Source organism: Treponema sp. (assembly GCF_017430385.1).
Lineage (GTDB): Bacteria > Spirochaetota > Spirochaetia > Treponematales > Treponemataceae > Treponema_D.
Genome location: NZ_JAFRNB010000035.1, coordinates 1 through 4316, shown reverse-complemented (window position 1 = coordinate 4316; position 4316 = coordinate 1). Strand labels below are relative to the sequence as shown.

Below are 4316 nucleotides of genomic sequence, written 5' to 3'. Positions count from 1 at the left end.
TGCGGACCGCCCGTTTTGCTCCGTGAACATCTGCCTGGCATTGGTCTTCCCGTGCTTGCCGTTCTTGTCTGCTTTTGACCGCATTTTGTACACATCCATTGAATTGATTTCATATTATGCTCCTTTTCCGTATTGTCATTTTGCGACTTGTGCAATTTTCTTAAATGAACTTGCGTTCAGCCGTTGCGTTCCCGATGAAATTTGCGTTGTGGCAGTTGTCAGATAGTCGCGTGTTTCAAAAGTCGCCGTTATGGTGCTTCCATTTATCTGAATATCCGTCAAATCGCCGGAAGCATTCTGATCTATGACAAGCGTACTCCAATTGCGCCCACCGTCATAGGAAAATTCAATGCCGTTCCGCCGAGAGTTGATTCGTATGGGCTTTCCGTTAAAAGAAACCATTGTTGCCATTGTAAATACTCCTATTTCACTTCCTTCAACTTGCTCATATCAATTACGGATTCCGAGCCGTCAAGTTCTGTGTAAATGATGGCATTGGTTTCTTTGTCGTAACGATAATTCATTTTCAATCCGTCAAGACCTTCTAGCCAAAACTGATTCTCCGTAAAAATGTAAGTTACGCTCATTCCGCCAGCATCAAGCGCCATTTTCTTGCCCGCGACAGGATTCTTTTCCTTGCAACTTGCAAACAGGCTTGCCGACAAAAATACGACCGCAACAACCTTTACTAACTTTTTCATACAAAACGCTCCTTTTTGTTGCTTTTAGCAACGATTTATTTTAAATCCCTTGCAGTGAGCAAAGAATATTATATCACAGTTTCCGCTTTAAGCAACTGTATTATAGGAAAGAACTTGCTTAAAATAAGGAAGATGACTCCAGAATTATTGCAGAAGAGACTATCGCTCAATTTAAAGAAGGCTCGTAAACAACTTTCATATTCCCAAGAAAAGCTTGCCGAAGAAGCTAAAATTTCTGTGCAGATGATGAATGACATAGAAGGTTGCCGAAGATGGCCGAGCGAAAAAACACTGACAAAACTTGCGAATGCCCTGCAAATTGATGTTTACACGCTCTTTCTTCCCGAAGAATCCGATGCACAAGTAAGTCAGTTACAGAAACAGTCCATTGTTGATGATTTGCAGAAAGTTTTTGCACAGTCCGTGGAGGAATATCTGAAAAATCCTGCTGTTTCTTCTGACAAAAAATGAAACTGTTATTTCTCATGCTTGCAGTGTATAACGTTCACTCTCTCTTAAAACGATAGGGTAAATATCAAAATTCATTTATTTTTTGAATTTTCAATCAAGGGCGATGGCAAAAGTTCTATACAAAATCCATCTCTAAAGAATTTTATAAGATTAAGACTTAAATTTGATACTGTAGTCGTACTGGTGCAAATTATTTGTGCGTGTTTTTCTTTTAGTTTGCTTAGTATTTCATATAATGTTTCTTGAAATTTCTCGTCCTCTTGTAAAAACTGCAAGTCATCTAAAATCAGGACATCAAGATTTTCATATTTGGATTTTAGAAAATCTACTTTTTCATCCTTTGTATAATCAGCAAATTCATTGTTAAAACTATGCGAAGATATATAGCAAACCTTAAATTCCTTACTATTTGCACAAATATAATTCCCGATTGCCTGTGCAAGATATGTTTTCCCAACACCACTTTCACCATAAATCAAAAAAGGATTGTAGAATTTTCCTGGATTCCTTGCTATTTCGACAGGCATTGTTACCACAAACTTATTAGCTTCACAAGTGATAAATGAATCAAATGTGAAATCTTTGCAAAATTTATTGTTTCTAAATTTCTTTTGCTTTGATTTTGGCATACTATTTCTCCCCAGTGTTGTTTTTATTATTGTAAACGGACTAAGTTTAATACAATAACTCTCTCTTAAAACGATAGGGCTGTAGAAAAACACACACAAAGCACAAGTTTTGTCAATAAGTTAAAAGTTTAAACAAAAATCCCCAAAATGTGTTATAATATATCTAGATTTTGAATCAAGGAGGTGTTCTATGTATGCTTTAGAAGGATATATTGACGGAAATACTGTCGTTACACTTGATGACGGATTGCGTAATTTCAACGGAAGCGAGATTTTAATACGAATCGTAGAAAAACCGAAAATGCAGCCTGTCGTTCAAAAATCACAAATCACGGCAAGTGAACGCCTCAAAGGACTGAAAGCGATAAAAGGCGTACTCAAAATGAGCAAGCCGATTACCATTGCAGAAATCCGAGAAGAAAGGCTTGCGGAGCGATACGGCTTATGACAGTATTTATAGACACTAATCTTGTCCTCGATGTTATGCTTGAAAATTCCGCTTTTTTTGAAGAATCAAACTCTGTCCTTGCCTATTGCGATAAAGGCTATGATTTTTATATTTCGGCGGCATCGTGTACTGATATTTTCTATATCGTAAAAAAGACTTTAAAGGATGCGGAAGCAACGAAACAAATCATGCAGAATCTTTTAAAGACGGTGTTTGTTGCAGGTGTTGATGAAACGTGTATTCGCCGTGCATTGGATTCTGATTGGAGTGATTTTGAAGATTCTGTTCAGCATGAGGTAGCTCAGCAAATCAGGGCAGACTTTATTATCACAAGAAATCAAGCTGACTACAAAACTTCCGCTATTCGGGTTATGACTCCGGCTGAGTTCTTGGAGTTTGTAAAAGAATAAAATAATTTTCACTCTCTCATATAATGATAAACTTGTGTGCTATAATATGAATCATGCATCGGGCGCGTAAGCGCACTAGATAATAATTTCCTATTACGCAAACGGAGCGTAACGACGTATGAGTACACAGACAAAGATAACTTACAGAATGCTGGAACGCATTTCTCATATCCACCGCAAAATCAAAAGTGGCTGTTATCCAAACACAAAACAGCTTGCTTATGAATTGGAATCTGGACTTGCAACAATCAGCCGAGATTTAGACTACATGCGGGACAGAATGTATGCTCCAATCGAATATGATTTTACACACAAAGGCTACTATTATACAGAAGCCTTTGAACCTTCAATGCAGAATCATCTTTCAGATAAAGACTTGCGTGTTATGCTTTCGGCTAAGGTCCTTCTTTCTCATTACAAGAATACACCGATTTATGAAGAAGCCTGTTCAATGCTTGATTTACTTTCTTCAAATGCAATGGAAGGAAAAAATACAGCCTTGATGAACCGCATAGCAGTTGCACCAACTGTAGAAACAAATGTAAATCAAGAAATATGGAATAGTATTCAGGATTCATTAAATCAAAATCATATTCTTCAGTTTGATTATACAGACCGATGGGGCAAAAAAACCGAGCAACGCAGACTAAGACCATATCAGCTTGTTTTGGATGAAGGGGTATGCTATCTTTTCGGCTTCGATGAACTTAGGCAGGCAGAACGTATTTTTTCACTTGTAAGAATGAAAAATGCTGTAGTTACAGAAGATGAATTTGAACTTCCAGAAAATTATGATTTTGAAAGCCGATGTAAAGACGGTAACTTTGGAGCTGTTTTCAGCAAAAAAGCAGAGCATTATGTAATCGAGTTCTATAACGAAGCACGACTTCTTGTAAAAGAAAAAATCTGGGCTGATTCACAAGTTTTCAAGGAAGATGAAAACAAAACAACAATTGAGTTTGATTCTTCTCAGTTCTTGAAAATAAAATCGTGGGTTCTTTCCAATGGATGCAATGCAAAGCCTATACAGCCGGAATGGTTGGTAAAGGAATGGAAGCGGCATGTTGAAGGAATGACAAAGTTGATGTAGAGGAATTATGTAAACGCTTCAGGCGGGGCGGGCGGGATAAAATAAAAAATTGCGAAGCAAGTTACATTTCATTGGGGGATTTTAAGGGGGGCTAGCCCCCTTAGGAGAAAGGGGTGTGGTGAAAACCGCGCAGCGGGTTGAACCCAGGGGAAAGGCTTTTCCCCTCATTATTTTTAATCAGAAGATTATGATTTTGGGTGGTGGTCCAAACAGAATTGGTCAGGGAATTGAGTTTGACTACTGCTGCTGTCATGCGGCTATGCAGCTGAAAGAACTGGGCTACGAAACAATCATCGTAAACTGCAACCCTGAGACTGTTTCTACTGACTATGACACTTCTGACAAGCTCTACTTTGAACCAGTAACAACTGAAGATGTTCTTCAGATTTACGAAAAAGAAAAGCCGTTCGGAGTTATCGTTCAGTTTGGTGGACAGACTCCGCTCAACATTGCCCGCGAGCTTCAGGAAAACGGCGTAAACATCCTGGGTACATCAATTGATTCAATCGACACCGCCGAAGACCGCGATCTCTTCCGCCACATGATGGAAAAATTGGAAATCCCAAT

The 4316-nt window shown here is 38.5% G+C and carries 8 protein-coding genes; 5 read left to right on the top strand and 3 right to left on the bottom strand.

Features of this window, described 5'->3' with window-relative positions:
- Nucleotides 1–135 precede the first annotated feature (135 nt).
- Nucleotides 136–411, bottom strand: coding sequence for a hypothetical protein (locus tag IJJ71_RS02530; protein ID WP_296845142.1), 276 nt, complete (start codon nucleotides 409–411; stop codon nucleotides 136–138).
- 11 nt (nucleotides 412–422) lie between these two features.
- Nucleotides 423–701, bottom strand: a complete 279-nt coding sequence (locus IJJ71_RS02525; protein WP_296845141.1) for a hypothetical protein — start codon at nucleotides 699–701, stop codon at nucleotides 423–425.
- Nucleotides 702–833: 132 nt separating this feature from the next.
- On the opposite strand from IJJ71_RS02525, the gene IJJ71_RS02520 reads away from it, so the two are divergent.
- Nucleotides 834–1172, top strand: a complete 339-nt coding sequence (locus IJJ71_RS02520; RefSeq protein WP_296845140.1) for a helix-turn-helix transcriptional regulator — start codon at nucleotides 834–836, stop codon at nucleotides 1170–1172.
- 71 nt (nucleotides 1173–1243) lie between these two features.
- On the opposite strand, the gene IJJ71_RS02515 is transcribed toward IJJ71_RS02520, so the two are convergent.
- A complete protein-coding gene (locus tag IJJ71_RS02515; protein ID WP_296845139.1) occupies nucleotides 1244–1801 on the bottom strand; it encodes a DnaA/Hda family protein in 558 nt (185 codons plus the stop codon).
- 190 nt (nucleotides 1802–1991) lie between these two features.
- Here IJJ71_RS02515 and IJJ71_RS02510 point away from each other — a divergent pair, with 190 nt between their 5' ends.
- The 4 genes from IJJ71_RS02510 to IJJ71_RS02495 form a co-directional block, all read left to right on the top strand.
- Nucleotides 1992–2249, top strand: coding sequence for a hypothetical protein (locus IJJ71_RS02510; RefSeq protein ID WP_296845138.1), 258 nt, complete (start codon nucleotides 1992–1994; stop codon nucleotides 2247–2249).
- Nucleotides 2246–2659 carry a PIN domain-containing protein gene (locus tag IJJ71_RS02505; RefSeq protein ID WP_296845137.1) on the top strand — a complete coding sequence of 138 codons (414 nt, stop codon included), beginning with the start codon at nucleotides 2246–2248 and terminating at the stop codon, nucleotides 2657–2659. The genes IJJ71_RS02510 and IJJ71_RS02505 overlap by 4 nt, the downstream gene beginning before the upstream one ends.
- 118 nt (nucleotides 2660–2777) lie before the next feature.
- A complete protein-coding gene (locus IJJ71_RS02500; protein ID WP_296845136.1) occupies nucleotides 2778–3749 on the top strand; it encodes a helix-turn-helix transcriptional regulator in 972 nt (323 codons plus the stop codon).
- Nucleotides 3750–3864: 115 nt separating this feature from the next.
- The coding region (locus IJJ71_RS02495; protein WP_486389609.1) for a carbamoyl phosphate synthase preATP-grasp domain-containing protein at nucleotides 3865–4316 on the top strand (452 nt) is incomplete at its 3' end.

Bases quoted from the DNA above. Each gene is read 5' to 3' on its own strand.
- IJJ71_RS02515 (WP_296845139.1), bottom strand. From the start codon at position 1,801: ATGCCAAAATCAAAGCAAAAGAAATTTAGAAACAATAAATTTTGCAAA.
- IJJ71_RS02505 (WP_296845137.1), top strand. From the start codon at position 2,246: ATGACAGTATTTATAGACACTAATCTTGTCCTCGATGTTATGCTTGAA.
- IJJ71_RS02520 (WP_296845140.1), top strand. From the start codon at position 834: ATGACTCCAGAATTATTGCAGAAGAGACTATCGCTCAATTTAAAGAAG.
- IJJ71_RS02530 (WP_296845142.1), bottom strand. From the start codon at position 411: ATGGCAACAATGGTTTCTTTTAACGGAAAGCCCATACGAATCAACTCT.
- IJJ71_RS02510 (WP_296845138.1), top strand. From the start codon at position 1,992: ATGTATGCTTTAGAAGGATATATTGACGGAAATACTGTCGTTACACTT.
- IJJ71_RS02525 (WP_296845141.1), bottom strand. From the start codon at position 701: ATGAAAAAGTTAGTAAAGGTTGTTGCGGTCGTATTTTTGTCGGCAAGC.
- IJJ71_RS02500 (WP_296845136.1), top strand. From the start codon at position 2,778: ATGAGTACACAGACAAAGATAACTTACAGAATGCTGGAACGCATTTCT.